The organism is Cellulomonas oligotrophica, assembly GCF_013409875.1.
Classification (GTDB): Bacteria; Actinomycetota; Actinomycetes; order Actinomycetales; family Cellulomonadaceae; genus Cellulomonas; species Cellulomonas oligotrophica.
Window position 1 is genome coordinate 603,418 of the sequence record NZ_JACCBK010000001.1, and the last position, 26,289, is coordinate 629,706.

27 protein-coding genes are annotated in these 26,289 nt (G+C 76.6%); 13 read left to right on the forward strand and 14 right to left on the reverse strand.

Annotated features, from left to right (window positions below):
- Nucleotides 1-178: 178 nt before the first annotated feature.
- Complete coding sequence (locus BKA21_RS02695; RefSeq protein ID WP_140458751.1) at nucleotides 179-1,336, forward strand: cysteine desulfurase family protein; 1,158 nt, start codon at nucleotides 179-181, stop codon at nucleotides 1,334-1,336.
- The gene (locus BKA21_RS02700) at nucleotides 1,333-1,605 is read left to right on the forward strand and encodes a sulfurtransferase TusA family protein (protein WP_140458750.1); all 273 of its coding nucleotides are present in this window, start codon (nucleotides 1,333-1,335) and stop codon (nucleotides 1,603-1,605) included. Before BKA21_RS02695 ends, BKA21_RS02700 begins: the two co-directional genes overlap by 4 nt.
- Nucleotides 1,606-1,723: 118 nt before the next feature.
- On the opposite strand, the gene erpA is transcribed toward BKA21_RS02700, so the two are convergent.
- Together erpA and BKA21_RS02710 are read right to left on the reverse strand one after the other, a co-directional pair.
- Entirely contained in the window at nucleotides 1,724-2,071 is a 348-nt protein-coding gene (gene erpA, locus BKA21_RS02705) for an iron-sulfur cluster insertion protein ErpA (protein ID WP_140458749.1), read from the reverse strand.
- A 111-nt stretch (nucleotides 2,072-2,182) separates the two neighbouring features.
- Nucleotides 2,183-3,391 (reverse strand): glycerate kinase family protein, encoded by a 1,209-nt coding sequence (locus tag BKA21_RS02710; RefSeq protein WP_140458748.1) that lies wholly within the window; start codon nucleotides 3,389-3,391, stop codon nucleotides 2,183-2,185.
- 74 nt (nucleotides 3,392-3,465) lie between these two features.
- Here BKA21_RS02710 and nadA point away from each other — a divergent pair, with 74 nt between their 5' ends.
- The 3 genes from nadA to BKA21_RS02725 are packed head-to-tail and all read left to right on the forward strand — an operon-like array spanning nucleotide 3,466 to nucleotide 5,896.
- Nucleotides 3,466-4,686, forward strand: coding sequence for a quinolinate synthase NadA (nadA, locus tag BKA21_RS02715; protein WP_140458747.1), 1,221 nt, complete (start codon nucleotides 3,466-3,468; stop codon nucleotides 4,684-4,686).
- 53 nt (nucleotides 4,687-4,739) lie between these two features.
- Nucleotides 4,740-5,339, forward strand: coding sequence for a DJ-1/PfpI family protein (locus tag BKA21_RS02720; protein ID WP_140458746.1), 600 nt, complete (start codon nucleotides 4,740-4,742; stop codon nucleotides 5,337-5,339).
- A gap of 29 nt (nucleotides 5,340-5,368) precedes the next feature.
- On the forward strand, nucleotides 5,369-5,896 hold the full coding sequence (locus BKA21_RS02725) for an acyl-CoA thioesterase (protein WP_140458745.1): 528 nt from the start codon (nucleotides 5,369-5,371) through the stop codon (nucleotides 5,894-5,896).
- Nucleotides 5,897-5,930: 34 nt separating this feature from the next.
- Here the strand turns inward: BKA21_RS02725 and BKA21_RS02730 are convergent, their stop codons facing one another.
- Nucleotides 5,931-7,337, reverse strand: a complete 1,407-nt coding sequence (locus BKA21_RS02730; RefSeq protein ID WP_140458744.1) for a dipeptidase — start codon at nucleotides 7,335-7,337, stop codon at nucleotides 5,931-5,933.
- 32 nt (nucleotides 7,338-7,369) lie between these two features.
- On the opposite strand from BKA21_RS02730, the gene BKA21_RS02735 reads away from it, so the two are divergent.
- The gene (locus BKA21_RS02735) at nucleotides 7,370-7,969 is read left to right on the forward strand and encodes a DUF3043 domain-containing protein (protein ID WP_140458743.1); all 600 of its coding nucleotides are present in this window, start codon (nucleotides 7,370-7,372) and stop codon (nucleotides 7,967-7,969) included.
- Between the two features lie 45 nt (nucleotides 7,970-8,014).
- Here the strand turns inward: BKA21_RS02735 and BKA21_RS02740 are convergent, their stop codons facing one another.
- Together BKA21_RS02740 and yczE are read right to left on the reverse strand one after the other, a co-directional pair.
- Nucleotides 8,015-8,752, reverse strand: coding sequence for a hypothetical protein (locus tag BKA21_RS02740; protein WP_140458742.1), 738 nt, complete (start codon nucleotides 8,750-8,752; stop codon nucleotides 8,015-8,017).
- A gap of 35 nt (nucleotides 8,753-8,787) precedes the next feature.
- The gene (yczE, locus tag BKA21_RS02745; RefSeq protein ID WP_306458058.1) at nucleotides 8,788-9,447 is read right to left on the reverse strand and encodes a membrane protein YczE; all 660 of its coding nucleotides are present in this window, start codon (nucleotides 9,445-9,447) and stop codon (nucleotides 8,788-8,790) included.
- 205 nt (nucleotides 9,448-9,652) lie between these two features.
- Here yczE and yczR point away from each other — a divergent pair, with 205 nt between their 5' ends.
- A complete protein-coding gene (gene yczR, locus BKA21_RS02750; protein WP_140458741.1) occupies nucleotides 9,653-11,107 on the forward strand; it encodes a MocR-like transcription factor YczR in 1,455 nt (484 codons plus the stop codon).
- A gap of 5 nt (nucleotides 11,108-11,112) precedes the next feature.
- Here the strand turns inward: yczR and BKA21_RS02755 are convergent, their stop codons facing one another.
- The 4 genes from BKA21_RS02755 to BKA21_RS02770 are packed head-to-tail and all read right to left on the reverse strand — an operon-like array spanning nucleotide 11,113 to nucleotide 13,183.
- A complete protein-coding gene (locus tag BKA21_RS02755) occupies nucleotides 11,113-11,328 on the reverse strand; it encodes a hypothetical protein (protein ID WP_140458740.1) in 216 nt (71 codons plus the stop codon).
- The gene (locus BKA21_RS02760) at nucleotides 11,325-12,380 is read right to left on the reverse strand and encodes a quinone-dependent dihydroorotate dehydrogenase (protein ID WP_140458739.1); all 1,056 of its coding nucleotides are present in this window, start codon (nucleotides 12,378-12,380) and stop codon (nucleotides 11,325-11,327) included. The genes BKA21_RS02755 and BKA21_RS02760 overlap by 4 nt, the downstream gene beginning before the upstream one ends.
- Nucleotides 12,381-12,389: 9 nt before the next feature.
- On the reverse strand, nucleotides 12,390-12,827 hold the full coding sequence (locus BKA21_RS02765) for a hypothetical protein (protein ID WP_239072965.1): 438 nt from the start codon (nucleotides 12,825-12,827) through the stop codon (nucleotides 12,390-12,392).
- Entirely contained in the window at nucleotides 12,824-13,183 is a 360-nt protein-coding gene (locus BKA21_RS02770) for a hypothetical protein (RefSeq protein ID WP_140458738.1), read from the reverse strand. The genes BKA21_RS02765 and BKA21_RS02770 overlap by 4 nt, the downstream gene beginning before the upstream one ends.
- A 59-nt stretch (nucleotides 13,184-13,242) precedes the next feature.
- Here BKA21_RS02770 and BKA21_RS02775 point away from each other — a divergent pair, with 59 nt between their 5' ends.
- The gene (locus BKA21_RS02775; RefSeq protein WP_140458737.1) at nucleotides 13,243-14,721 is read left to right on the forward strand and encodes a leucyl aminopeptidase; all 1,479 of its coding nucleotides are present in this window, start codon (nucleotides 13,243-13,245) and stop codon (nucleotides 14,719-14,721) included.
- A 60-nt stretch (nucleotides 14,722-14,781) separates the two neighbouring features.
- On the opposite strand, the gene BKA21_RS02780 is transcribed toward BKA21_RS02775, so the two are convergent.
- Nucleotides 14,782-15,135, reverse strand: a complete 354-nt coding sequence (locus tag BKA21_RS02780) for an oxidoreductase (protein ID WP_140458736.1) — start codon at nucleotides 15,133-15,135, stop codon at nucleotides 14,782-14,784.
- Nucleotides 15,136-15,359: 224 nt separating this feature from the next.
- On the opposite strand from BKA21_RS02780, the gene lpdA reads away from it, so the two are divergent.
- The 3 genes from lpdA (at nucleotide 15,360) to BKA21_RS02795 (ending at nucleotide 19,518) form a co-directional block, all read left to right on the forward strand.
- Nucleotides 15,360-16,742, forward strand: a complete 1,383-nt coding sequence (gene lpdA / locus BKA21_RS02785) for a dihydrolipoyl dehydrogenase (RefSeq protein ID WP_140458735.1) — start codon at nucleotides 15,360-15,362, stop codon at nucleotides 16,740-16,742.
- 28 nt (nucleotides 16,743-16,770) lie between these two features.
- Nucleotides 16,771-18,504, forward strand: a complete 1,734-nt coding sequence (gene sucB, locus BKA21_RS02790) for a 2-oxoglutarate dehydrogenase, E2 component, dihydrolipoamide succinyltransferase (protein WP_140458734.1) — start codon at nucleotides 16,771-16,773, stop codon at nucleotides 18,502-18,504.
- 111 nt (nucleotides 18,505-18,615) lie between these two features.
- Nucleotides 18,616-19,518 carry a TIGR01777 family oxidoreductase gene (locus tag BKA21_RS02795; RefSeq protein WP_140458733.1) on the forward strand — a complete coding sequence of 301 codons (903 nt, stop codon included), beginning with the start codon at nucleotides 18,616-18,618 and terminating at the stop codon, nucleotides 19,516-19,518.
- Here the strand turns inward: BKA21_RS02795 and BKA21_RS02800 are convergent.
- From BKA21_RS02800 to BKA21_RS02810, 3 genes are all read right to left on the reverse strand, one after another.
- Nucleotides 19,490-20,932: a protein kinase family protein gene (locus BKA21_RS02800; RefSeq protein WP_170208983.1), complete on the reverse strand. Its 1,443-nt coding sequence runs from the start codon at nucleotides 20,930-20,932 to the stop codon at nucleotides 19,490-19,492. The two genes, BKA21_RS02795 and BKA21_RS02800, sit on opposite strands and share 29 nt — an antisense overlap.
- A gap of 83 nt (nucleotides 20,933-21,015) precedes the next feature.
- Nucleotides 21,016-22,065: a Gfo/Idh/MocA family protein gene (locus BKA21_RS02805; protein ID WP_140458732.1), complete on the reverse strand. Its 1,050-nt coding sequence runs from the start codon at nucleotides 22,063-22,065 to the stop codon at nucleotides 21,016-21,018.
- A 58-nt stretch (nucleotides 22,066-22,123) separates the two neighbouring features.
- Nucleotides 22,124-24,427, reverse strand: coding sequence for an MMPL family transporter (locus BKA21_RS02810; protein WP_239072966.1), 2,304 nt, complete (start codon nucleotides 24,425-24,427; stop codon nucleotides 22,124-22,126).
- 48 nt (nucleotides 24,428-24,475) lie between these two features.
- Between BKA21_RS02810 and BKA21_RS02815 the strand changes: the two genes are divergently transcribed.
- Both BKA21_RS02815 and lipB read left to right on the forward strand, forming a co-directional pair.
- Nucleotides 24,476-24,994 (forward strand): MarR family winged helix-turn-helix transcriptional regulator, encoded by a 519-nt coding sequence (locus BKA21_RS02815; RefSeq protein WP_140458731.1) that lies wholly within the window; start codon nucleotides 24,476-24,478, stop codon nucleotides 24,992-24,994.
- Between the two features lie 9 nt (nucleotides 24,995-25,003).
- The gene (gene lipB, locus BKA21_RS02820) at nucleotides 25,004-25,666 is read left to right on the forward strand and encodes a lipoyl(octanoyl) transferase LipB (RefSeq protein ID WP_140458730.1); all 663 of its coding nucleotides are present in this window, start codon (nucleotides 25,004-25,006) and stop codon (nucleotides 25,664-25,666) included.
- Between the two features lie 12 nt (nucleotides 25,667-25,678).
- Here lipB and BKA21_RS02825 read toward each other — a convergent pair whose 3' ends face one another.
- Complete coding sequence (locus BKA21_RS02825; RefSeq protein ID WP_140458729.1) at nucleotides 25,679-26,182, reverse strand: flavodoxin domain-containing protein; 504 nt, start codon at nucleotides 26,180-26,182, stop codon at nucleotides 25,679-25,681.
- Nucleotides 26,183-26,289 lie beyond the last annotated feature (107 nt).

Consider the following 26,289-nt stretch of genomic DNA (forward strand, 5'->3'; position numbering starts at 1 on the left):
ATCTCCGGGCGCGGGGCCGTTGGGACCTTCGTCCTCGACCCGTGCAGCGTAGCGCGCCGTGCCGCGGATCACGTCCTCCGGGGCGCGGATGACGACGCCGTGTCAGCACCGTCACACCCGAGGCCCGGCGCAGGACGACGAGCGGCACCCGACCGGGGCGACGCGCTAGCGTGCCGAGGTGAGCGACGCACCCCCTCCTCCGCGCACCGTCCTGGACGTCGCCGGGCACGCTCCCCTGCGCCCGGGCGCCCGGCAGGCGCTGCTCGAGGCCGTCGAGCAGGGCTGGGCCGACCCGCGCCGCCTGTTCGCCGAGGCGCGCCGCGCCCGGATGCTCCTCGACGGCGCCCGCGAGGCCGTCGCCGGCGTGCTCGGCGTGCGGACGTCGGAGGTCGACCTCGCCCCGTCGCACACGGCCGCGCTGCACTCGGCGGTCCGCACCGTCGCCCGGGGGCGGCGCCGGGTCGGCACCGACGTCGTGGTCAGCGCGGTCGAGCGCGCGTCCGTGCACGCCGCCGCCGCGCACGCGACCGCGGCGCACGGGGGTCAGGTGCGCACCGTCGGCGTCGACGGGTCCGGCCGGGTCGACCTCGACGCGTTCACCCGCGCGCTGCAGGGGCCCGTCGCCCTGGCCGCGCTGCAGCACGCCAACGGCGAGGTCGGCACCCTCCAGCCCGTCGAGGCCGCCCACGACGCGGCCCGCGCCGCCGGTGTGCCGCTGCTCGTCGACGCGGGCGCGAGCGTCGGGCACGTCGCGGTGGGACCCTGCGGCGACCTGGTCGCCGCGGACGCCGGCGACTGGGGCGGGCCCGCCGGCGTCGGCGTCCTCGTCACCCGCACCGGGGTGCGCCGCTCCCCGGACGGTCCTGAGGACGAGGACCGGTGGTTCCCGGGCGGCACGTGGGTCCCGCTCGCGCTGGCCGCGGCGGTCGCGCTGCAGGAGGCCGAGGCGGGGCGGGCGGACGCCGACGCGCACCGCCGGGCCCTGGTCGCCCGTGTGCGCGATCACGTCGCGGCGCACGTCCCCGACGTGGAGGTCGTCGGCGACGCCGTGGACCGGCTCCCGCACGTCGTGACGTTCTCGTGCCTGTTCGTCGACGGCGAGGCGCTCGTGACGCGCCTGGACCAGGAGGGGATCGGCGTGGGTTCCGGGTCGGCGTGCACGTCGAGCGCGCTCGAGCCCAGCCACGTGCTGGCGGCGATGGGCGTGCTCACGCACGGCAACGTCCGGCTCTCGCTGCCCGTCGACGTGCGCGCCGGCGACGTGGACCGGTTCCTCGACGTCCTGCCCCGGGCCGTCGCCGACGTGCGGTCGACGCTCGGGGCGCAGGGCCTGTGACCCCCGCCGGGACGGACACCGACGCACCCGTGGTGGTCGACGCACGGGGTCTGCGCTGCCCGCTGCCCGTCGTGCGCGCCGCTGCCGCCGCCCGCGACCGGCCGGGGGGCACGGTCCTCACCGTCCTGGCGACGGACCCGGCGGCCGCCCTGGACCTGCCCGCGTGGGCGCGCATGCGGGGTCACGCGCTGCTGGACGTGCGCGAGCCCGGCCCGGGGCGCGCGGCGTGGGAGGTCGACGTCCGGCTCGCAGCGCCACCGTCACCCTGACGTCCCGGCAGCGTTCCCGCACCGGTCGACGACCTCCGCGTGCCGCGCCCCGGGGACGACGACGGCCCACGACCGAGGGTCGTGGGCCGTCGAGCACCGCCCGCGCGGGCGGGGGCGGTCAGCTGAACGAGCCGCCGCACGCGCAGGCCGAGCCCGCGTTCGGGTTGTCGATCGTGAAGCCCTGCTTCTCGATCGTGTCGGCGAAGTCGATCGTCGCCCCCTCGAGGTACGGCACGCTCATGCGGTCCACGACGACCTCGACACCGTCGTAGTCGCGGGTCGCGTCGCCGTCGAGCAGACGCTCGTCGAAGTACAGCTGGTAGATCAGGCCGGAGCACCCGCCGGGCTGCACGGCCACGCGCAGGCGCAGGTCGTCACGGCCCTCCTGCTCGAGCAGGCTGCGCACCTTGTCGGCAGCCACGTCGGTCAGCTGGACGCCGTGCGTCGTGGTGGTGGTCTCGCTCATGTCACTCCCGAGTTCGCCGGTCACGGTCCTCGACGATCCAGCAACACCGCCGGCGGGGCCGTTGTTCCCCACCAGCGTACGCGCGCGCACGGGGTGCCCCGCGGGACGCGGTCACGGTGCGGGGGACCAGGTCCGGGCGACCCGCGCGGCACGGACGGCGAGCGTGGTGGCGGGGTCGGCCAGGGCGCGGGCGACGGCCTCGGGGCCCTCGGCCACGGCATAGGCGGCGGCGACGCCCGCGGCGGCCAGCTCGCGACGGCCGACGGTGACCTCGCCCGAGACGACCACCGTCGGCACCGCCTGCGGCAGCGCCCGCGCCGCGACCTCGGCGACGACCTTGCCGTGCAGCGACTGCCAGTCGGTGCGCCCCTCCCCCGTGACGACGAGGTCGTGCGCGGCGACCCGCCCGGCGAGCCCGACGGCGTCGGCCACCAGCGCGGCGCCCGGCAGCAGGCGCGCGCCCAGCAGCGCGAGCGCGAAGCCGAGCCCCCCGGCGGCGCCCGCGCCCGGCAGACCCGCGAGCCGTGCGGCGGCCGAGCGTCCCCGCGGCCGGTCCGACGAGCCGCCCAGCAGGTCGGGCCGCACGTCGGCGCCCGCGGCGGCGGCGGCCGCGTGCGCGAACGCGCCCAGCGCCCGTTCGAGGTCCTGCGCCTGCTGCGGCGAGGCGCCCTTCTGCTCCGAGAACCCGGCCGAGGCGCCGTGCAGCCCCAGCAGCGGCACGTCGACGTCCACCGCGGCGACCAGGTCCAGGTGGCGCAGGGCGGCGCGCAGCGGGCCCAGCCACGCGAGGTCCAGCGCCGGGACGTCCGCGAGCGCGAGCCCGCCGTGCGCGAGCACCGCCGCACCGGGCGGGACGAGGCCGGGGACCAGGGCCCGCCCGAGCGCCAGGAGCATGCCGGCGCCGGCGTCGTTGGTCGCGGACCCGCCGAGCCCGACGACGACCCGGGTGGCGCCGGCCGCCACGGAGGCGGCCACGAGCTCGCCGACGCCCGTGGTCGTGGTCCGGGTGGGGTCGCGGCGGTCGGCGGGCACGAGCGCCAGGCCCGCGGCCTGCGCGGACTCCACCCACGCGCCCGACCCGGCGCGCAGCACCACGGCGGGTGCGGGCCGGCCGAGCGGGTCGGTGACGGTCGCGGGGACGAGGTCGCCGCCGAGCGACGCGTGCAGGGTGGCGACGAAGCCGGGCCCGCCGTCGGCGAGGGGGCAGGTGGTGACCGTGTCGTGGGGGGCGCCCTCGAGCCAGCCCGCACGCAGGGCGTCCGCCGCCCGGGCGGCGGTGAGGCGGTCGCCGAAGGAGTCGGGGGCGAGGAGGACGCGCACGCCCCGATCGTGGCACGCGCGCAGGCGGCCGACGTCACGGGGCCGACGTGCGACGCTGTGCGAGGATCTTCCCTGTGAGCGTCTCCACGTCCGCACCGGGCCCCGCCTCCCCCGCCGGCTTCGCCGAGCCCGCGCCGTCGGCGCTGCTGCTGCTCGGGCGGGGCGTCGACCTGGCCTCCGAGCGGGGCGTCGAGTGCGTCGGCGACCTGCCGGCCGCGTCGGACCCGGACCTGGTCGAGCGTGCACGCGTGGCGCGGGCGGCGCTGGGCGACCGGGCGTTCGTGCTGGGGCACCACTACCAGCGCGACGAGGTCATCGCGTTCGCCGACGTCACGGGCGACTCGTTCAAGCTCGCGCGCGAGGCGGCCGCGCGGCCCGACGCCGAGCACGTCGTGTTCTGCGGCGTGCACTTCATGGCGGAGTCCGCGGACATCCTCACCTCGGACGCCCAGCAGGTCGTGCTGCCGGACCTGGCCGCGGGCTGCTCGATGGCGGACATGGCGGCGATCGACCAGGTCGAGGACGCGTGGGACGTGCTCGTCGACGCGGGCGTCGCGCAGGACACCGTGCCCGTCACGTACATGAACTCGACCGCGGCGATCAAGGCCTTCACGGGTCGGCACGGCGGGACGGTGTGCACGTCGTCCAACGCGCACGTGGCGCTGCGGTGGGCCTTCGACCGGGTCGGGGGCGTCGGCGGCCGCGGCAAGGTGCTGTTCATGCCCGACCAGCACCTGGGGCGCAACACGGCCGTCCTCGGCCTGGGGCTGAGCCTGGACGACTGCGTCGTGTACGACCCGCGGCGGCCCGGCGGCGGGCTGACGACCCAGCAGCTGCGGGACGCGCGGATGATCCTGTGGCGCGGTCACTGCTCGGTGCACGGGCGGTTCTCGGCCCGCAACGTCGAGCAGGTGCGCGAGCGGGTCCCGGGCGTGAACGTGCTGGTGCACCCCGAGTGCACGCACGACGTCGTCACGGCGGCCGACATGGTCGGCTCGACGGAGTACATCATCAAGGCCCTCGACGCGGCCGAGCCCGGCTCGTCGTGGGCGGTCGGCACCGAGCTGAACCTCGTGCGGCGGCTCGCGGCGGCGCACCCCGAGCTGACGGTGCACTACCTGGACAGCACGGTGTGCTTCTGCTCGACGATGAACCGCATCGACCTGCCGCACCTGGTGTGGACGCTCGAGCAGCTCGTCGCCGGTCGTGTGCCGAACCGGATCGTGGTGGACCCGGACGACGCGCACTGGGCCCGCGTGGCCCTGGACCAGATGCTGGCCCTGCCGGGGCACTGACGGGGGAACCGGAGCGCGACCGGGGCGTGCCGGCGCGCAGGAGGGGGACGACGATGTCCACGCAGGCACCGCTGCGGATCGGCGTGCTGGTGTTCGACGACGCCGAAGAGCTCGACGTCGTTGGCCCGTTCGAGGTGCTCGCGTCGTGGGCGGCGCACAGCGCGCTGCACCCGGAGGTCGTGACGTTCTCGCCCGACGGCAGCGGGGTGCGGTGCGCGAAGGGCCTGTCCCTGGTGCCGGACACCGCCGCCGCCGACGTCGGTCCCCTGCACGTGCTGGTCCACCCGGGCGGGCGCGGCACACGCCGGCTCATGGTCGACGCGGAGCACCTGGCGTGGGTCCGGGCGATGCGGGCGACCACGCCCCTGATGACGAGCGTGTGCACGGGCGCGCTGGTGTACGCGGCGGCAGGGCTGCTCGCGGGGCGGCCCGCCACGACGCACCACGGCGCCGTCGACGAGCTCGTGCAGGCCGACCCGAGCGTGCTGGTCGACACCGAGGCCCGGTTCGTCGACGACGGGGACGTCGTGACGTCCGCGGGGGTGTCGGCGGGCATCGACATGGCGCTGCACCTCGTGGCGCGCCTGGAGTCGGTCGAGGCCGCGCGGGCGACGCGCCGCGGCATCCAGTACGACCCCGCCCCGCCCGTCTGACGCTGCGGCGGCCCGCTAGCCTCGGCGCCGTGACGCGCGCCCTCCACCTCGCCCTGGCCACCCTGCGACCCCGCCGCCCGGTCCCCGGGCAGCACGTCCTCGACCCGTCGGTGACGCGCCTGCGTGTGCGGCCCGGGGACCTCGACCTGTACCGGCACGTCAACAACGGCGTGTACCTGCAGATGATGGACGTCGCGCGCAGCAACTTCCTCGCGGACCTCGGGGCGACCCAGCTGCTGGCGGCGCGCGGCTGGTACCCCGTCGTGGCCGCGTCGACCATGACCTACCGCCGGTCGCTCACGCTGGGCCAGCGCTTCGAGATCACCACCCGTGTGCTCGGCTGGGACCCCCGGGTGGTGTTCCTGGAGCAGGTGTTCACGCGCGGCGGCGAGCACGTGGCGCGCGGGTGGGTCGCCGGGCGGTTCCTGTCCCGCGACGGCGGGCGGGTGCCCGCACCGGACGTCGTCGCGGTGCTGGAGCACGCACCCGCGACCAGCCCGGAGCTGCCGGCCGAGGTCGCCGCGTGGGCGGCCGCGGTGGACGTCGCCCACCGCTGACCGGCCCCGGCCGACCGTCGGCCGGTGCGGCGGGTCAGCACGTCGCCGCGACCGCCTCCAGCAGGAGCGCCTCGGCGAGGACGACCTTCTCCAGCTCGCCCAGGTGCACGGACTCGTCGGCACCGTGGGCGCGCGAGTCGGGGTCCTCGACGCCCGTGACGAGGATCGCGGCCCCGGGGAGCTCCTCGAGCAGGTCGCTGATGAACGGGATCGACCCGCCGATGCCGATGTCGACCGGGTCGGTGCCCCACGCCTGGGCGAACGCCCAGCGTGCGGAGCGCATCGCGGGCGAGTCGGCGGGCGCCTGGAACGGCCGGCCCTGCTCGCCCTCGGTGACCGTGACCCGCGCCCCGAAGGGGGCGTGGCCCTCCAGGTGCGCGCGCACGGCCGCCATCGCGGCGGCGGGGTCCTGCCCGGGTGCCACCCGCACGGAGAGCTTGGCCGTGGCGCTCGGGGCGATCGTGTTGGAGGCGCTGGCGGTGCGCGGGGCGTCGAAGCCGATCACGGAGATCGCCGGCCGGGTCCACATCCGCGCGGTCAGCGGCCCCGTGCCGGCGAGGCGGACGCCGGGCAGCACGCCCGCGTCGGCGCGCAGGTCGGCCTCGTCGAGGTCGACCGCCGGGTCGGGCGCGTGCACGAGCCCGGCCACGGCGACGTCGCCGTGCTCGTCGTGCAGGGTGGCGACCAGCCGGGCGAGGAGCGTCGGCGCGTCCAGCACCGGACCGCCGAACATGCCCGAGTGCACGGCGTGGTCGAGCACCGCGACCTCGACGGTGAGGTCGACCAGCCCGCGCAGCGACGTCGTCAGGCCGGGCACCCCGACCTTCCAGTTGGAGGAGTCGGCGACGACGATGACGTCGGCGGCGAGCAGGTCGCGGTGGGTGCGCAGGAAGTCGACGAAGGTCGGCGAGCCGATCTCCTCCTCGCCCTCGACGAACACCGTCACGCCGACGCCGAGCTCGTCGCCGAGCGCGCGCAGCGCGCCGAGGTGCGCGACGACGCCGGCCTTGTCGTCGGCGGCGCCGCGCCCGAAGAGCCGCTCGCCGCGGGCCGTGGGCTCGAAGGGGGCGCTGGACCAGGAGGCGTCGTCGCCCGGCGGCTGGACGTCGTGGTGGGCGTACAGCAGCACGGTGGGCGCTCCCGCGGGCGCGGGCCGGCGGGCCACGACGGCCGGCGCCCCGACCCGCCCGTCCGCACCGGTGACCCGCAGCACCTGCACGTCGGGCATCCCGGCGCCCGTGAGCAGCGCCGCGACCGCGTCGGCGGAGGCCTGCACGTGCGCCTGGTCGAACTCCGGGTTCGACACCGACGGGATCCGCACGAGGTCCTCGAGGTCGGCGCGCACGCCGGGGAACAGGTCGCGGACCCGGGTGCGCAGCTCCTCGACGCGGCCGGGGGCGAGGGCGGGCGGGACGGGCGCGGGGTGCGGGGCGGAGGTCACGGCCGATCACCGTACTCGACTACCCTGGACCCGTGTTCGGACGCAGCAAGACCACCCAGACCACCGACGCCCCGGTGGAGGAGTCCTCGACCCCCGGTGCCGCCGGCCAGGGCAAGGGACGTCCGACGCCTTCGCGCAAGGAGGCCGAGGCCCGCAACCGCCGGCCCCTGGTGCCGACCGACCGCCGCGCCGCGGCCCGCGAGGAGCGGGCCCGTGCCCGGGCCCAGCGCGAGCTGGAGTACCAGGCCATGCGCACCGGCGACGAGCGTCACATGCCGCCTCGGGACCGCGGGCCGGTGCGCCGGTTCATCCGCGACCACGTCGACTCGCGGTGGAACCTCGGCGAGCTGTTCCTGCCGCTCGCCGCGGTCCTGCTGGTGCTGCAGATGGTGCTGCTCAACACCCAGCCCGAGATCGCCTTCGTCATCCTCGTCGTGCTGTACGTCTACGTGCTGGCCGCGGTGGTCGACGCGTGGTTCCTGTGGCGCGGCACCAAGAAGCGCGTCGCGGCGAAGTTCGGGCCGGACGCGCTGCCGCAGGGCGCGACCATGTACACCGTGATGCGGGCGTTCCAGGTGCGGCCCTCGCGCCTGCCCAAGCCGCAGGTCAAGCACGGCCAGCGCCCGTCCTGAGCCCCTGCGGCCCGCCCAGGGCGCAGGTCCGGGCCGCTGCCGTCCTCAGCCGCCGGTGCAGGCCCGCAGGACGACGAACCCGATCGCCGCGAGCACCACGAGCCCGCCGAACGGGTTGCCCGAGGTCCGGGTCGACGGTTGCGGCGCCGGGTCCTGCCCGCGGGGTGCCGCGACCGCGCGGCCGACGGGCTCCCACCGCATGTCCGGCGTCAGGACGTGCCCGTTGACCACGTCACCGACCTCGTAGCGGGGCCTGGCCGGGGCGGCACCTGCTGCGGCCTGCCGCACGGCCGGCTGCTGCACGGTGGGCTGCCGCATGGCGGCGGTGCGCTGGGCCGCGGACGTCGTCGTCGACCCGGCGGCCGTGGCGCGCTGCGGGGCGGGCCGGGGCGCGGGCGTCGTGGTCGAGACGGCCGCACCGGGGACGGTCGCGCGGGGTGCGGGTGCGGGCCGCGTCGTGGTCGTGGGGCCGGTGCGTGCCGACGCGGTCCGCGCCGCCCGCGCCGCGTCGGCGGGCGGCGTGCGCTCCCGCTGCGCGAGGTGCACCCAGTCCCCGTCCGGGGTGAGCACGTGCTCCTCGACGACGTCGCCCACCGCGTAGGGGGCCAGCGGCGCGCGCCGCAGCGGCACCCAGCGCAGGCCGGCACCGGGGTCCGCGACGAGCATGTGCCCGTTGACGACGTCCCCGAGGTCGTAGGGCGACCCGGCCGTCGGCGACGGGCGCTCCCACGTGCCGTCGGGGGTCAGCTCGTACCCGTCGACGACGTCACCGACCCTGTGCATGCTGCCTCCGCCTCGCCGTGCTCGCGCTGGTGAGGCTACCGCTCCGGGACGGTCAGCCGGGGCAGCAGCACGTGCACGAGCGGACCGATCGCGAGCGCGTACACCAGCGTGCCGACCCCGACGGTCCCGCCGAGCAGCCAGCCGACGGTGACGACGGCGACCTCGATGCCGCCCCGGACGAGGCGGACGGGCCAGCCGGTGCGCGCGACGAGGCCCGTCATGAGCCCGTCGCGGGGCCCCGGGCCGAGGCGGGCACCCACGTACAGCGCGGTCGCGAGCCCGTTGCCCGCGACGCCGAGCACGAGCAGGGCGGCGCGCGCCACCACGGGGAGCGCCTCGGGCAGCTGGTCGACGAGGGCGAGGAACGGGTCGACCAGCACACCGATGACCGCGATGTTGGCGAGGGTCCCGACGCCGGGCCGTTGGCGCAGCGGCACCCAGCAGGCGATGACGACGACGGACGTGGCGACGGTGACCGCCCCGAACGACCAGCCCGACTGCCGCACGACACCCTGCGTGAGGACGTCCCAGGGCATGGCGCCCAGCCCGGCGCGCACGACCAGGGCGATCGACGCGGCGTAGAGCACGAGGCCGACGAGGAGCTGGGCCGTGCGACGGGCCGGCGCGCGCCACCCCCGGTCGCGGGTCTCGAGCCGGGGCGCCGGTGCCGGGGTCACGGCGGGGGGCGGGGGCACGGCGCTCACCGCGCGCCCCGCTCGTCGGCGGCCGCACGGCTCGGCGGCGGGGGGCGGTGTCCCAGACCGTCCCGCGGGACGGCCACCACCAGAGCGACAACAGACGCCAGGAGCGCCACAAGGAGGAACCAGATCGCCAGCACGACCCCAGCATGCGGATCCAGTGGCCTTGTCATCCAGAGCCACCTGATCGATAGTGGCCCACATGATCGACGGCCTCCCCCAGCCCGACCGCCGCCTCGGCGGGCCCCGGCTGCGTACCCTGCTCGGGGCGTGGCAGCACGGCGGCCCGACGTACCGCGCGCTGGCCGACGGCGTCCGGGGCCTCGTGCGCGCGGGCGCCCTCCCCCTGGGCACGCGGATGCCCAGCGAGCGGGAGGTCGCCGACGCCCTCGGCGTGTCCCGCACCACCGTCACCGCCGCGTACGACCTGCTGCGCGAGGAGCGGTTCCTCGTCAGCCGCCGCGGGTCCGGCACCGTGACGACGACACCGGCGGGCGCGGGCACGCAGCCCTCCGCCCTCGTGGGTTCCGTCCACGACGGCGTCGTCGACCTGACGGCCGCGGCACCGAGCGCACCGGCCGCGCTGCACGAGGCGTGCGTCGACGCCCTCGACCGGCTCCCCCACCTCCTGGGCGGCACGGGGTACGTGCCGCTGGGCCTGCCCGTGCTGCGCGCCGCGATCGCCGCGCGGTACACCCGGCGTGGCGTGCCCACGACGGCGGACCAGGTGCTCGTCACCTCGGGCGCGCAGCAGGCGCTGCACCTGCTGATGACGGCCTTCGTCGGTCCCGGCGACCGGGTCGTCGTGGAGCACCCCACCTACCCGCACGCCATCGAGGCCGCGCGCGACGCCGGCGCACGACCGGTCCCGGTGCCCGTGGGCCCCGACGGGCTGGACCTGGACCTGCTGGAGTCGACCGTGCGCCAGACCGCGCCGCGCCTGGTCTACCTGGTCCCCGACCACCACAACCCGACCGGGACGAGCCTGGACGCTGCGGGTCGCGCGCGCGTGCGCGACCTCGCACGCCGCTACCGCACCACCGTCGTGGGCGACGAGACGCTGACCGACCTGACGCTGCACGGGCCCGAGCCCGTGCCGTTCGCGGGCGACGGCACCGACGCCCTGGTGGTGTGCGTCGGCTCGGCGTCGAAGACGTTCTGGGGCGGCCTGCGGATCGGCTGGGTGCGCGCGCACCGCGACCTCGTGGGGCGCCTGGCCCAGCGGCGCGGCAGCGTGGACATCGCGACGTCGGTGCTCGACCAGCTCGTCACGACCGAGCTGCTGGACCGGTTCGACGAGCTGCTGCCCGCACGCCGGGACCTGCTGCGCACCCAGCGCGACGCGCTCGTGGCGATGCTCGGCGAGTCCCTGCCCGGGTGGCGGGTCCCGGTGCCCGCCGGCGGCCTGTCGACGTGGGTCGACCTGGGCGCACCGGTGTCGACCACGCTCGCGGCGCTCGCGCACCGGCACGGCGTGCAGGTGCCGCCGGGGCCGCGGTTCGGCGTGGACGGCTCGCTCGACGACCACCTGCGCGTGCCGTTCTCGGCACCCGTGGACGCGCTGCGCCGGGCGGTGGACGGCCTGGCCGCGACGTGGGCCGGCCTCGAGCCGGGATCGGCCTCACCGGCCGGGCGGGGCGAGTCGCTGCTCGTGTAGACCGGTCAGCCCGCGACGAGGTCGAGCGGCGCCCCGGTGTCCGCGCCGTCGTGCTGCAGGACCGCCGTGCGCACGCCCTGGCCGGCCAGCGCGCGCCAGTGCTCGCCGAGCCACTGCTCGGCCTCGAACCGGGCGAGGAACACCGGGCTGCCGGGCCGCTCGACGGGCAGCGCGGCGGCGTCCAGCAGCCGCCACTGCCACCGGGGCCGGGGGGCGCTCACGCGTCCTGCCCCGTCCGTGCGAGCGCCGCGTCGGCGGCCAGGGCGCGGGCGATGCGGGTCGCGTACGCCGGGCCCTCGTAGATGAACCCCGTGTACCCCTGCACGAGCGTGGCCCCCACGGCGAGGTACTCGCGCGCGTCCGCGGGCGTGCTGATCCCGCCGACGCCGACGACCACGACGTCGTCGCCGAGCCGGGCGCGCAGGCGGGCCACGACGTCGATGCCGCGGGCGCGCACGGGCGGCCCGGAGAGCCCGCCGGGGCCGAGGTCGTGGGCGATCGTGGTGTTGACCGCGACCACGCCGTCGAGCCCGAGGTCGAGCACGAGGTCGGCGACCGCGTCGACGTCGGCGTCGGTCAGGTCGGGGGCGATCTTCACCAGCACGGGGACCCGCGGGCGCCCGGCACCCGCCGTGGCCTCGTCGGCGGCGGCGCGGGTCGCCTCGAGGAGCGGCCGGAGCTGCTCGACGGCCTGCAGGTCCCGCAGGCCCGGCGTGTTCGGGGACGACACGTTGACGACGAGGTAGTCCGCCCAGGGGGCGAGGAGCCGGGCGCAGGCGGCGTAGTCGGCGGCGGCGTCCTGCGCGGCCGTCGTCCGGTTCTTGCCGATGTTGACGCCGACGACGAGCGACCGCCCGCGGGGCGTGGCCCGCAGACGACGCAGGCGCCGGGCGACGACCTCGGCGCCCTCGTTGTTGAAGCCCATCCGGTTGCGCAGGCCGTGCTGGTCGAGCACGCGCCACAGCCGGGGACGCTCGTTGCCGGGCTGGGGGCGCGGGGTGACCGTGCCGACCTCGACGAACCCGAAGCCGAGCATCGTCAGGCCCTCGACGCCGTGGGCGTCCTTGTCGAACCCCGCGGCCACGCCCATCGCGGACGGGAACCGGCGCCCCCAGACCTCGACGGCGGCGCCCGGCGGCGGCGCGAACGGCAGCGCCACGAGCCGGCGCAGCCCGGGGACGGCCGCGACGGCCCGGATCAGGCCGAAGGCGAGCCCGTGCGCGCGCTCGGGGTCCAGGCGGCGCAGGGCGAGGTCGAAGAGCAGCCGGTACACGCGTCCAACCTAGCGGCGCGCGGGGCCCGCGGGGGCGCCCGTCCGGCGCAGCCACCACACGCCGAGGAACGGCAGGACGAGCGGCACGTAGCCGTACCCGCGGCCGAACGCCGACCACACCGTCTCGTCGGGGAAGTCGCCCACGTCGACCACCGAGAGCGTGCCGACCACGAGGACGCCGACCATCTCGACGAGCACGGTCGCCCAGGCGAGGCGGCGGCGGCCGGTCGCGAGCGCGACGGTGGCCACGACGTACACCAGGCCGGCCAGCAGGGACAGGACGTACGCGACCGGGGCCTCGGCGAGCTTCGTGCCCACCTGGTAGGCGCCCCGGGCGGTCGCGGCGAGCGCGAGGACCCCGTAGACGGCCACGAGCAGCCGCCCGGGGCCGGCGCCGGTCGGGCGCACGGCGGCGGCCCGGTCGTCGCGCTGCGGCCCCGGGGTCACGCCGCGCCCCAGATCTGCAGCAGCCGGTACTCCAGGAACGCGACGGTCAGGGCGGCGACCAGCAGCACGACCGAGCTCCACCGGGTGCGCTCGGCGAAGGCCCAGGCGGCCGCCAGCGGCAGGACGATCATCTGCGTGACGACGTAGCCCCAGAAGAGCACGCCGTCGACGTCGACCCCGCCGGTCACGGCCAGCACGCCGGCGACGACGGCCTGGAGCACGAGCAGCGCCTCGACGACGGCCGCGGCCCACAGCTGGCGCAGCACGACGGCACGGTCCCGCACGACGAACCACGTCGACCAGCCCGCGACGGCGGCGCACGCGACCACCACGGTCCACACCAGGGGCATCACCACGGGGCCACACGGTACCCGCGGTCCCGTGCCCGGGGCGCCGCGCGGTCTACGATCGGGGCGTGATCACGCTGACCAGCAAGGACCCCGCCCACCTGGCCGTGGACGCCGTCGTCGTGGGCGTCGGCACCCGCGACGGCTCCCCCGAGCTGCTCGACGCCGCGTGGCTGCCCGCCGACCTGCAGGCCGCGCTCGTGCGCGACGCCCGTGCGCTGGCCGTCACCGGCGGCGCCGACGAGGTCCGGCGCGTGCCGGCCACGGGCCTGCCCGCGACGGTGCTCGTGCTGACCGGCGTCGGACCGCTCGACGCGGTCACCCCCGAGACGCTGCGCCGCGCCGCGGGCGCCGCCACCCGCGAGCTCGCCGGGCTCGGCTCGGTGGCCCTGGCCCTGCCCGCCGGCGACGAGGAGGAGGTCGCCGCGGTCGTCGAGGGCGCGCTGCTCGGCGCCTACACCTACACGCGGTACCGCACGGGCGACGGCCCGGAGACGGCGGGGCCGGTCGGGAGCATCGAGGTCGTCACCCCGCTGGCCCGCGACAAGCGCGCCAAGGCGGCCCTGGCCCGGGCCGAGGTCGTGGCCGCCGCGGTGCACGCGACCCGCGACCTGGTCAACGCCGCGCCGAACGACCTGTACCCCGCCGCGTTCGCGGACGTGGCGCGCGCCGCGGTCAAGGACGCGGGCGTGCGCGGGCTGAAGATCAGCGTGCTGGACGAGAAGGCGCTCGCCGCGGGCGGCTACGGCGGCCTCGTCGGCGTCGGCCAGGGCTCGGCCCGCGGGCCCCGCCTGGTCCGCGTCGCGTGGGCGCCGGCGCGCCCGAAGGCCACGGTGGCGCTCGTCGGCAAGGGCATCACGTTCGACTCCGGCGGCATCTCCATCAAGCCGGCCGCGGGCATGGAGGCGATGAAGTCGGACATGGCCGGTGCGGCGGCCGTGCTGCACACGGTGCTGGCCGCGGCGCGCCTCGGGCTGCCGGTCGCCGTCACCGGGTGGCTCTGCCTCGCCGAGAACATGCCGTCCGGCACGGCGCAGCGCCCCTCGGACGTCATCACGATCCGCGGCGGCAAGACCGTCGAGGTGCTCAACACCGACGCCGAGGGCCGCCTGGTCATGGCCGACGGCCTCGTCGCGGCCGTCGAGGAGAACCCCGACCTGGTCGTCGACGTCGCGACGCTCACGGGCGCGCAGCTCGTCGCCCTGGGCGCGCGCGTCTCGGCCGTCATGGGCACCGACGACGCGCGGGACGCGGTCGTGCGGGCGGCGGGTGCCGCCGGCGAGCAGTTCTGGCCCATGCCGCTGCCGGCCGACCTGCGCGCGGGCCTGAAGTCGAAGGTCGCGGACATCGCGAACATCGCCGACCGCTTCGGCGGGATGCTCACGGCCGGGATCTTCCTGCAGGAGTTCGTCGGGACGACGCCCTGGGCGCACCTCGACGTGGCCGGCCCCGCGTTCAACGAGCGCGCACCGTTCGGGTACACCCCCGTGGGCGGCACCGGCGTGGCCGTGCGCACGCTGGTGCGCCTGCTGGAGGACCGGGCCTGACGTCCCGACCCGCACCGACCGCCCGAGGGCCCCGGCACGTGCCGGGGCCCTCGGGCGTCGTCAGACCGCGTCGGACGCGCGCTGCTGGCGGCGCCGCTCGAGGCGGCGGCGGGCGTTGAAGTCGCGGACCCGCTGCGGGTAGCCCGTGCGCTGCACGTCGTACACCGGGATGTCGAGCTCGCGGGCCAGCCGCGCGGCGGCCTGCCCGTCGGGCACCTTGCGGCGCGTCCACTCCCCGTCGGTGGCCACGAGCATGACCGTGGTCGGCGTGACGTTCGTGGCCGGTTCGACGTAGGCCTCGACGCCGACGCGCGTGCGGACGAAGTCGCGCAGGTACTCGACGGTCGCGGTACGTGCCTCGCGGTCGGTCGGCGCGTCGGCGGCCGGCCGGCGACGGCGGGAGAAGAGCCCCATGGGCGGCAACACTACGACCCGTCCCTGGACGTCCGCTGGACGTCCGGGGACCGACGGCCGAGGACCACCCGGGTGCCGCGCCCGCGCCCCCGGCGCCCGCGACACATGGGACGACTGTCGGCGGGCTCACACCGGCGCGCGACCCGGCCGGTTCGTCCGGGCGCAGGTGGGATGACAAGATGGGTCGGAAGCCCCAGACCCCACCGCCTGCGAGGAGTGTGCACGTGGCCGAGACCGGCACCGCTTTCGACATCGTCGTCCTGGGCGGAGGCAGCGGCGGGTACGCCGCAGCGCTGCGCGCCGCAGAGCTCGGCAAGACCGTCGCCCTCGTCGAGGCCGACAAGGTGGGCGGGACCTGCCTGCACCGCGGGTGCATCCCCACCAAGGCGCTGCTGCACGCGGCCGAGGTCGCCGACACCGCCCGCGAGGGCGCGAGCTTCGGCGTCCACACGCACCTCGAGCGCGTCGACATGGCCGGGGTGAACCAGTACAAGGACTCGGTGATCGGCCGGCTCTACAAGGGCCTGCAGGGGCTCATCAAGTCCCGCAAGATCGAGGTCGTCGAGGGCTGGGGCACGCTGACCGGGCCGCACACCGTCCAGGTCGGCGACCGCACCCTGACCGGCGAGCACATCGTGCTCGGCACCGGCTCCTACGCGCGCTCGCTGCCGGGCCTGGAGATCGGCGGCCGGGTCATCACGTCCGACCAGGCCCTGCAGATGGACTGGGTGCCGCGCTCCGCGATCATCCTCGGCGGCGGCGTCATCGGCTCGGAGTTCGCGAGCGTCTGGAAGTCGTTCGGCGCCGACGTCACGATCATCGAGGCGCTCCCCCACCTCGTGCCCAACGAGGACGAGGCCCTGTCGAAGGCCTTCGAGCGTGCCTTCCGCAAGCGGGGCATCGCGTTCAACCTCGGCGTGCGGTTCCAGGGCGTCACCCAGGACGACGACGGGGTGCACGTCACCCTCGAGGACGGCAAGACGTTCGACGCCGACGTCCTGCTCGTCGCCGTGGGTCGCGGCCCCAGCACCTCGGGCCTCGGCTACGAGGAGCAGGGCATCACGCTCGACCGGGGGTTCGTCATCACGAACGAGCGCCTGCACACGGGCGTCGCGAACATCTACGCGGTCGGCGACATCGTCCCCGGCCTGCAGCTCGCGCACCGCGGCTTCCAGCAGGGCATCTTCGTCGCCGAGGAGATCGCCGGGCTCAACCCGCCGGCCATCGTCGAGTCCGGCATCCCGCGCGTCACGTACTCCGAGCCCGAGGTCGCGTCCGTCGGTGTCACCGAGGCGAAGGCCAAGGAGATCTACGGCGCCGACGGCGTCGAGACCCTCGAGTACAACCTCGGCGGCAACGGCAAGAGCCAGATCCTGGCCACGCAGGGCTTCGTCAAGCTGGTCCGGCAGAAGGACGGCCCCGTCGTCGGCGTCCACATGATCGGGGCACGCGTCGGCGAGCTCATCGGCGAGGGGCAGCTCATCGTGAACTGGGAGGCCTACCCCGAGGACGTCGCCGCCCTCGTGCACGCGCACCCCACGCAGAACGAGGCCCTCGGCGAGGCGTTCCTCGCCCTCGCGGGCAAGCCGCTGCACGCCCACAACTGACCTGAAGACGAAGGAGAGACGAGCGGCCATGTCCGAGAACGTGCAGCTTCCCGCCCTCGGTGAGTCCGTCACCGAGGGGACCGTCACCCGCTGGCTCAAGGCCGTGGGGGACCGCGTCGAGGTCGACGAGCCCCTGCTGGAGATCTCGACCGACAAGGTCGACACCGAGGTGCCCTCGCCCGTCGCGGGCGTCCTCGAGCAGATCCTCGTCCAGGAGGACGAGACCGTCGAGGTCGGCGCCGTGCTGGCCGTCGTCGGCGACGGCTCCGGCGCGGGTGCGGCCGACGCCGCACCGCAGGAGGCGCCCGCGCAGGAGCAGGCCCCCGAGCCCGCCGCCGCGGAGGAGCCCGCAGCAGAGGAGCCCGCGCAGCAGCCCGCCGCGCAGCAGGAGCAGGCCCCCGCGGGCGCGTCGGGCGGCCAGGAGGTCACCCTCCCGGCGCTGGGCGAGTCCGTCACCGAGGGGACGGTCACGCGCTGGCTCAAGGCCGTCGGCGACACCGTCGAGGTCGACGAGCCCCTCCTGGAGATCTCGACCGACAAGGTCGACACCGAGGTGCCCTCCCCCGTCGCCGGGACGCTGCAGGAGATCCGGGTCCAGGAGGACGAGACCGTCGAGGTCGGCGCCGTGCTGGCAGTGGTCGGCTCCGGCGCCGCCGCGAGCAGCACCTCGGCCGCCCCGGCTCCCGCACCGCAGACGGCTCCCGAGCCGGCCCCGGCGCAGGAGAAGGCCCCGGAGCAGGCAGCGCCCGCGCCGTCCGCCCCGGCACCGTCCGCGCCGGCAGCTCCGGCGGCACCCGCGGCGTCGAAGGCGCCCGCCGCCCCGGCGGCCGGCGGCTCGTACCTGACCCCGCTGGTCCGCAAGCTGGCCGCGGAGAAGGGCGTGGACGTGTCCACGCTCACCGGCACGGGCGTCGGCGGACGGATCCGCAAGGAGGACGTGCTCGAGGCCGCCGCGAAGGCCGAGGCCGCCAAGGCCGCGGCAGCCGCCCCGACGCCGTCCGCGCCGTCCGCCCCGAAGCGCGCCGCCGTGGCCGAGGTCTCGCCGCTGCGCGGCACCACCGAGAAGGCGAGCCGGCTGCGGCAGATCATCGCCGAGCGCATGGTCGAGGCCCTGCACACGCAGGCCCAGCTGACCACCGTGGTCGAGGTCGACGTCACCAAGGTCGCCCGTCTGCGTGCGCGTGCGAAGGACGACTTCAAGGCGCGCGAGGGCGTCAACCTCACGTTCCTGCCGTTCTTCATCCAGGCGGCGGTCGAGGCGCTCAAGACCTACCCCAAGGTCAACGGCGTGCTCGAGGGCAGCACGATCACGTACCACGGCCAGGAGAACGTCGGCATCGCCGTCGACACCGAGCGCGGCCTCGTCGTGCCGGTGATCCGTGACGCCGGCGACCTGAACCTCGCCGGCATCGCCCGCAAGGTCGCCGACCTCGCCGGCCGCACGCGCGCCAACAAGGTCACGCCGGACGAGCTCAGCGGTGCCACGTTCACCGTGACGAACACCGGCTCGGGCGGGGCGATCATCGACACCCCGATCGTCCCCGGCGGCACGTCGGCGATCCTCGGCACCGGCACGATCGTCAAGCGGCCCGTCGTGGTCAAGGACGCGGACGGCGAGGAGGTCATCGCCATCCGGTCGATGTGCTACCTGTGCCTGTCGTACGACCACCGTCTGGTCGACGGCGCGGACGCCTCGCGGTACCTCATGGCCGTGAAGAACCGCATCGAGGAGGGGGCGTTCGAGGCCGAGGTCGGCCTCTGACACCCGCTCCCCCGCAGCCGACGGGCCGCGCCCCTGACCAGGGGCGCGGCCCGTCGCGCGTCCGGCACCGCCGCGTCGGGCGGGACGACGGCCGCACGGTTACCGTGTGGCATGCGCGTCGTCGTCGCCGGCTCCTCCGGCCTCATCGGGACGGCCCTGTGCCGCCACCTGACCACCTCCGGGCACGACGTCGTCCGCCTCGTGCGGCGGGCGCCCTCGTCCCCGTCCGAGATCCGCTGGGACCCTGCCCGCGACGAGCTCGACCCCGCGGCCCTCGCGGGCGCCGACGCGGTGGTGGACCTCGCGGGCGTCAACGTCGGGACCCGACCCCTCACGCGGTCCCGCAAGCGCGAGGTCGTGGACTCTCGCGTGCAGACCGCCGGGCTGCTGGCGCGCACGATGGCGCGTCTGCCGGACGGACCGGCGGTGCTGCTGCAGGGCTCGGGCATCGGCGCCTACGGCGACCGCGGCGAGGACCTGCTCACCGAGGACGAGCCCATCGGCACGACGTTCTTCGCCGAGGTCGTCCGCGAGTGGGAGGCCGCCACCCGACCCGCGCAGGACGCGGGGGCGCGCGTGGCCCTGCTGCGCACCTCGATCGTGCTCAGCCCGCACGGCGGCGCCCTGTCGCGGCTGCTGCTGCCCCTGCGGGCGGGCGTCGCCGCACGGCTGGGATCGGGCCGCCAGTGGTGGTCGTGGATCACGCTCGAGGACGAGGTGCGCGCCATCGAGCACCTCCTGACCGCCGACGTGCACGGACCGGTGAACCTGCTCGCCGCCGCGGACCGTCACGCGGACGTGCTCGACGCGCTCGCCCGCGAGTGGGGCGCCCGCCTCACGGTGCCCGCCCCCGAGGCCGTGCTGCGGCTCGTCCTGCAGGACTTCGCGTCCGAGGTCGTCGGCTCGATCCGGGCCGTGCCGCAGGTGCTGACGGCGAGCGGGTTCACCCCCCGGCACGCGGACGTCCGGGCCGCCGCAGCGTGGGTCAGGGAGCAGTCGCGCCGGACGCCCTGACGTCCTGCACCCGCCACCCGTCCGCGGTCCAGCGCAGCAGCAGGTCCACGGTGGCGGGGCCGGCGGCGGGGACCGCGGTGCGGGTCCCGTCGCGCGCGACGCGCGTGTGCGCGCCCGTCGTGGACGTCACCGCGACCCGCACGTCGTCGGCGCCGTCGGCCCCGTCGGCGACCCCGTCGACGGCCGGGACGACGTGGGCGTCGGCGACGTCCACCGTCAGCCCCTCCGAGCGCGCGCCGTCCAGCTGCTCGAGCAGCTCGACGTCTGCCGCCAGCGCCGGCGAGCCGGCGACGTGCACGCCCGCGACGCCCGTGGCCGACGCCGCGGCGAGCGCGTCGGCCCGCAGCCGGGTCAGCGCCGCGGCGGCGGCCGCGGGGTCGTCGCGGTCCTGCACGGCGCCGACGTCGGCACGCGCCGCCGCGGTCGTGCCGGCCGCTGCGGGCACTCCCGCGGCGACCGTCGCCGTCCGGTCACCCGCGGCGGCCGCAGCGGTCCGGTGCTGGAGGCCCCACGTGCCCGCGCCCACGACGAGCACCCCGGCGACGGCTGCCGCCACGAGCACGGCAGGACGACGGGTGCGGCGCGCACGGTCCGTGCGCCCTCCCTGCGTGCGGCTGCCTCCGGGGCGCGGGAGCGGGGCGCCGGCGCCCCGGGTGCCGCCCGTGCGGGCCGAGACCTCCGCCCGCAGCACGGACGCTCCCGCGAGGGCTCCCGCGTCGGGCATCTGCACGCCGTCGGGCGTGACGGCCGCGAAGCACGTGTCCACCACGCGCGCCCCGGTGAGGTCCTCGGCGCGCAGGAGCGCCTCGAGGTCGTCGCGCAGGGACGGCCCCTCGTCGAGGGCGGCGGCGAGGTAGGCCTCGGCGGGCGCCATCACGGCGAGGACGGCGACGACGAGCCGGCGCAGGTCGCCGGCGGGCGAGCCCTGGCCCACGAGCCCGGCACGGGGGTCGACCAGGACGGGGAACCCGTCGGGGCGCAGGACGACGCGGTCGGCGCCGACGGCCCCGTGCACCGCGCCGGCGGCGTGCAGGGCGTCGAGCGCCTGGGCGAGCGGGATCGCGACGGTCGCGGCCTCGGCGTCGGACAGCGGGGCGCGGGCGGCGCGGACGTCGGCGAGGGTCGTGCCCTCCACGTGCTCGACGAGCAGGGCCGTGCGCCCCTCGCCGAGCGCGACCGCGTCCCAGGTGGCGGCGACGTGGGGGTGCTCGACGCCGAGCGCCACGGCGGCACGGGCGGCGAGCGCGTCGTCGAGGGGTGCGGCGAGGAGCTGGACCTCGACGTCGGGCTGCTCGGGGTCGTGCGCGGCCGTGGCGACCCAGCGGGAGCCGTCGTCGCCGAGGGCGCGGGCCACGCGGTAGCCGCGGGCGGCGAGCAGGTCGACGACGTCCTGGGGGGCGGGGGGCGCGTGCACGTCACGCATCTCACCCCACGGGGCACCTTGCGCGTGCGTCTCGTCCACAGGTCCCCGCACCGGCCGCGGGCCGGGGGGGTGGCTCAGCCGTCCAGGTGGACCGCGTCCCCGCTGGTCGCGGCGGCCCGGGCGGCGTCGAGCACGCGGGCGGTGGTGACGGCGTCGCGGGGGTCGACGGGCACGGGGCCGTCCTCGCGCAGCCAACGGGCCACGGCGCGGTAGACGTCGGCGTGCCCGCCGGGGGCGCGGGGCACGGGGGTGCGCTCGGCGCCGCGGACCAGCCAGCCCTCGTGGGGGGTCTCGCCAGGGCGCCGGTCCCCGTCGTGGGCGTCGTCGAACGCCGCGAAGGGGGTGGGCTCGCCCTCGAAGCTCGTCACGAGGTAGGCGCCGCGCTCGCCCAGCACCCGGGTGCGCGGGCCGGGGGCGCCGACGAGCCCGCCGGCCCACAGGTGGCTGACGACGTGGTGACCGGGCTCGGAGGGTGCGTGGTCGAGGGCGAGGAAGACGTCGTCGGGGGCGGGTGTCGTCAGGGAGCGGATCTCGGCGCGCACGCGGCGCACGGGCCCGAAGAGCTGGGTGGCGGAGTCGACGAGGTGGGCGCCGAGGTCGAGCAGGAGGCCGCCCGCGGTGACGTCCTGCTCCTTCCAGCGGTGCTGCGGCTCGGGCCGGAACCTCTCCCAGCGGCGCTCGAACCGGTGGACGCGGCCGAGCGCACCGGCGTCGAGCAGCGCGCGCAGCGTGAGCTGCTCGGGGTCCCAGCGCCGGTTGTGGAACACGGTCAGGCGCCCGTCGAGGCTCGTGGCGAGGTCGACGAGGCGCTGCGCGGCCTCGGTGCCGGGGGCGAGGGGCTTGTCGACGAGCACGGGCACCCCGGCGCGCAGGGCGGCGGACGCGTGCGTCTCGTGCTCGCCGGTGGGGCTGGCCACGACGACGAGGTCGAGGGCGTCGGCGCCGGCCAGGAGGGCGTCGACGTCGGGGACGACGAGGGCGTCGGGCCAGTCCTGGCGGACCTGGTCCCCGCGGCTACCGGTGACGACCGCGGTGACGCGGTGGCCCGCCTCGCGCAGCAGGCGGGAGTGGATGCCCCGTCCCGCTCCCCCGTACCCGACCAGCCCGACGCGCAACGGTTCCATGCGGGTCACTCTAGGAGCAGCCCGGCCCGACGGGGGCACCGTCGGGCCGGGCCGGGTCTCACGCGGACGTGCTCGCCGCGCCGGTGGCGGTCCCGGCGGACGGCGCGGGGGTCTCGGGCGCGGCGTGCGTGCCGTGCTCGGGCCGGCGCGACAGGACGCCCGGCCACCAGGTGCGCCGACCCAGGTCGTGGACGAGCCCGGGCACCAGGAGCGAGCGGACGACGAAGGTGTCGAGGAGCACGCCGAACGCGACGATGAACGCGAGCTGGGCGAGGAACAGCAGCGGGATGACCGCGAGGGCGGCGAACGTGGTGGCGAGCACCAGCCCGGCGGAGGTGATGACCCCGCCGGTGACGGCGAGGCCGCGGACGACCCCGGCGCGGGTCCCGACGTGGAACGACTCCTCGCGCACCCGGGTCATGAGGAAGATCGAGTAGTCGACGCCGAGGGCGACGAGGAACACGAACCCGTACAGCGGGACGACGGGGTCGGCGTCGGGCAGGTCGAGGACGTGGTCGAACACGAGCGCGGAGATGCCGATCGCGGCGGCGAACGAGAGCACGTTGGCGCCCATGAGCAGCAGACCCGCGGCCACGGAGCGAAGGAGCACGATGAGGATGAGCAGGATGACCAGCAGGACGACGGGGACGATGACGCGCAGGTCGCGCACGCTGGCGTCCTGCGTGTCGAGGGTCTGCGCGGCGGGGCCGCCGACGAGGGCGTCGGGGGCGACGTCCTGCAGGGCGGTGCGCAGGTCGGCGACCGTGTCGACCGACTCCTGGCTGTCGGACGCGGCGTCGGTGACGACGTCGATGCGCACGCTGCCGTCGACGACGACGGGCTCGGCCTGGTCGGCGCCGGGGACGCCGGCGGGGACGCCGGTGTAGGGCGCGGCGGACGAGACGCCGGGCACGTCCTGCGCGGCGGCCACGACGTCGGCGGCGAGGTCCTCGTCGACGAAGACGGTGGCGGGCTGGACTGCTCCGGCCGGGAAGTGGGCGGCGAGCACCTCCTCGCCGGCGACGGAGTCGACGTCGGTGAGGAAGACGTCGGTCTGGCTGGTGCCGCCGGCGCGGAACGTCGGGGCGAACGCGGCGGCGGCGACGAGCACGAGCGCGGTGACGACCCAGACGGGGCGGGCGCGGCGGGCGACGAACCGGGCCCAGCGGGCCCACAGCCCGGTGGCCTCGGCGGGGTCCGCGGCGACGGCCGAGGCGTGGGCGCCGTGCGTGGCGGGCGCGGCGGCGTCGACCACCAGGCGTGGTGCACGCGGCCAGAACAGCACGCGCGAGCGGCGGCCGGCGACGAGCAGGATCGCGGGCAGCAGGGTGAGCGCGGCCAGCAGGGCGGCGACGATGCCGATGGCGGCGACCGGGCCGAGGCTGCGGTTGGACCCGAGCTGGGACAGCAGGAGGCACAGCAGGCCGGCCACGACGGTGCCGGCGCTGGCGAGCACGGGCTCGAGGGACCGGCGCCAGGCGCGCTGCATCGCGGTCCAGGGGTGCTCGGCGTGCCGCAGCTCCTCGCGGTAGCGGGCGACGAGCAGCAGCGAGTAGTCGACGGCGGCACCGACGACGAGGATCGACAGGATGCCCTGGGACTGGCCGTTGAGGACGAGGACGCCCGCGTCGGCGAGCTGGTAGACGACGAGCCCGGCCAGGGACAGCGCGAACACGGCGGTGAGGATGACGACGAACGGCAGGAACGGGGAGCGGTAGACGGCCACGAGGATGAGCAGGACCGCGCCGAGCGCGACGAGCAGCAGCAGCCCGTCGATGCCGGCGAACGCGGTGCCGAGGTCGGCGATGAACCCGGCGGCGCCGGTGACCCAGGCGTTGAGGCCGGCCTCGCCCGCGGTGGTGGCGGTGGCGCCGAGGTCCTCGTCGAGCGCGGCGCGCAGGTCCTCGACGAGGAGGGTGGAGACCCGCTCCTCCTCGACGAGCCGCTCGGCGGCGGTGGCGTCGAGCGGGACGGTCACGAGGAGGGCCTGGCCGTCCTCGGACGGGATGACCGCGAGGTCGCCGTCCAGGTCGTCCGCCCAGGTGCCCTCGCCGCCCGGCCCGGGGCGGTCGACGAAGGCGGCGGCGAGCGCGGCGACGTCGGCGGTCTGCTCGGGCGTGACGTCACCGCCGTCGGCGGGGGTGAGCACGACCAGCGCGGGTAGGGTCTGGGCGTCGGTGAAGTCGGCGTCCAGCTCCGAGGCGAGCGTCGACTCCGCCGACGAGGGCAGGAACGCCGCCACGTCGTTCGTCTGCACCTGGGACAGACGACCCTGGGCCATCCCCCCGACGCCGCCCAGCCCCAGCCAGACGACCAGCACGGCGGCGACCGCCAACGCGCGCACCCACGAATTCCTCAGCATGCTGAGCATGATGGGGTGCGGCGGTCGTCGAGGCAAGCGGAGGCAGGGATGAGCACGTCCGGAGGACCAGCGGGGCCCGGCCCCGACCACTGGCCGGTGGGCCGTCTGCTGTCGGCCGCCGCCCGGCAGATCGAGCGCCGGTGGAACACGCACCTGGCGGCCTGGGACCTCAACCACGCGAGCCACCCGGTCCTGGTGCACCTGTCGAGGCGGCCGATGTCGCAGCGCGAGCTGGCCGCGTCGTGCGGCGTCACCGAGCAGACCATGAGCCGGGTCCTGGCCCGCCTGGAGCGCACGGGCTACGTCGACCGCTCCCCCGCCCCCGACGACCGGCGACGGCACGTGATCGCCATCACCGAGGCCGGGCGCGAGGCCTTCCTCGCGTCGGCCGACCCGCGGCCCGCGGAGGAGTCCGTGCTCGGCGTCCTGTCGCCCGACGAGCTCGAGGACCTGCGTCGCATCCTCGTCACCGTGGTCCTGGGCGACGAGCAGGGCACGCCCGACGGCCCGGCGCCGGGGGCCGACGCCCCCGGCGCCCCGCCAGGGGCCGACCGCGGGCGGGGTTAGCCTGCCCCCATGCGCTTCGAGCCTCTCGACCTCGGCACCCGGCTGCTGCCGTACGAGCCCACCTGGCAGCAGCAGCGCGACGTGCACGCCGCCGTGGTGGCGGGCACGCGCGAGGACACCGTGCTGCTCGTCGAGCACGAGCCGGTGTACACGGCCGGCCGGCGGACCGCGTCGTGGGACCGGCCGACCGACGGGACGCCGGTGGTCGACGTCGACCGCGGCGGGCGGATCACCTGGCACGGACCGGGGCAGCTCGTCGGCTACCCGATCGTGCGGCTCGGCACCCCGGTCGACGTGGTGCGGTACGTCCGGGCGCTCGAGGAGGCGCTGATCCGCACGTGCGCCGACGTGGGCGTCGTCGCCGGGCGCGTCGAGGGCCGCAGCGGGGTGTGGCTGCCCGCGGACACCGCCACGGGCCGCCGGGCCCGCAAGGTCGCCGCGATCGGCGTGCGGGTGGCGCGCGGGGTCACGATGCACGGCTTCGCGCTCAACTGCACCGCGGACGTGGCCCAGTTCGACCGCATCGTGCCGTGCGGCATCACCGACGCAGACGTGACCACGCTCAGCCTCGAGACGGGTCGCGAGGTCACCATCGCCGACGTGGTGCCGCTCGTGCGCGAGCACCTGGCCGCGACGCTGGCACCGCTGCTGGCCGCCGCGCCGGTCGGCTGACCGGACGGCGCCTCAGGCCTCCAGGGCCGACCGCGCGAGGTCCCGTGCGACCCCCTGCGCCCACGTGCCCACCGCGTCCATGTCGCGGAAGTCCCCGGGCTCGGCCCGCACGAGCGCGACGAGCGCCCGCTCGCTGATGTTGAGCTCGGACCGCTCCAGACGCCCCGGGAACACCGCGACGTCCCGCGCCTCGACGGCCTGCGCGATCTCGGTCACGTCGTCCGGGACCGTGGCCGGCACCGGCGGGTCCCCGATCGGGCCCGACCAGAACAGCCACACGGGCCGGGCCCGCAGCTGACCGGCCTGGCGGTCCACGAGGTCGCGCAGGCCGAGCGCGAGCCGGCCCACGTACACCGCGGAGCCGAGGACGACCGCGTCGAACGCGTCCACGCGCTCGACCTCGTCGGGGTCGACCTGCTCGACCTCGTGACCCGCGTCGCGCAGCACCTGCGCGACCACGTCACCCATCTCCCGCGTCGCACCGTGCCGCGACGCGACGCTCACCAGGACGCGCATGCCCCACCTCCTCGCGGTCGCACGCCGGGGGCTGCTCTGCCCCCGCGCGGTCGACACCTGACCCCAGGATCACCCGTCCGGCGCATGTCGTGCACGGGACGGAGGTC